Here is a 1,212-nt window from a genome sequence, read left to right as displayed (position 1 = left end):
CAAAACAAACCATGGGCGCATCAAAGGCAGCTTGAGGTTTGGGATGTACCATTATGCTTTGCAAAGCAGTGTCTCTACAAGCTTGATTGCTCTCCACAATTAATTGAATATCATGACTTCCGTAATCATTATAAATATGACTAGGGTTAGTTTCATTACTTGAAGCACCATCCCCAAAATCCCAAGTCCATTGGCTGATGCTTTGGCTGGCAATGGTGGAGGCATCGGTGAAAAAGAAATTGGTGAATTGGCAATCGTTTCCAGAGCTCATAAAGTTGGCCACAGGAGCTGGCTTTACCTCTATATCTATTTGGAGATAGCTACTTTCTCCACAGCTGTTTTCTCCTCTCACTAAATAAGAAGTAGAAACTAGGGGAGCGGCTATTTTTAGACTTTTCTTTTGACTAAAAGAAGGATTGCTCAAATGATTTTCGTACCAAAAGTAGGCTGTTTCTATTCCTGTAGCGGTGAGCAGAATAGAGTCGGGAGCTTGGTTATCGCAATAGGAATTGATATCGGCAATGGCGGTGATAGGGGCTTGCGGCAAAGGCAATACCTGAATGTCTTTCTGGACTTGGTCGTCGCAGCCATGGGCATCTTGATAATAGTAATTGATGGGATAAGTCCCTGCTCCAATCTGAGGGTCGAATTGATTTCCTGTGACACCTGTTCCACTATAGACTCCTCCGATAGGGCTTCCTTGGACAAGGGTGAAAACAGCATCATCCTCACAAAAATTGGGGAAGTTGCTGAGCTGAACATTGGGTAAATCGAAGACGATGAAATCTTGATTTTTAGTATCGCTACAGCCTTGGGCATTGGTAAACTCGTAAGTGATACTATGGCTTCCTGCTCCTGCCGAAGCTGGGCTAAACTGATTCCCGCTGATTCCAAATCCGCTATAGACTCCTCCACTTGGACTTCCTGCGCTCATGTTAAAGGCTGCATCATTAAGGCAAAACTCATTATCGGCCACATTGAAAGTGACAGAGGGAGCAGCCAAAACGGTGATGGTTTTGCTATCGTCTCCGCCGCAAGTGCCATCGGACCAAGTATAGGTGATGCTGTGATTTCCTACGCCGGCAGTGGCTGGATTAAAGCTTCCGGCGCTAATACCCGTTCCGCTATATGTTCCGCCAAAAGGAGTGCCACCGTTTAGGGTGATGGGGCTTTCATTTTCGCAGATATTGGCCAGGTCGGCCAGGTTGACCT

1 protein-coding gene is annotated in these 1,212 nt (G+C 45.9%); it reads right to left on the bottom strand.

The window, feature by feature from the left end; genetic code table 11:
* Positions 1–1,212: PKD domain-containing protein (locus HNS40_RS22380; RefSeq protein WP_172284932.1), on the bottom strand; the 1,212-nt coding region annotated here is incomplete at both ends.

This window comes from Lentimicrobium sp. S6 (genome assembly GCF_013166635.1).
In the GTDB taxonomy this organism is placed as follows: domain Bacteria; phylum Bacteroidota; class Bacteroidia; order Bacteroidales; family UBA12170; genus UBA12170.
This window is presented reverse-complemented; position numbering and strand designations above follow the sequence as displayed.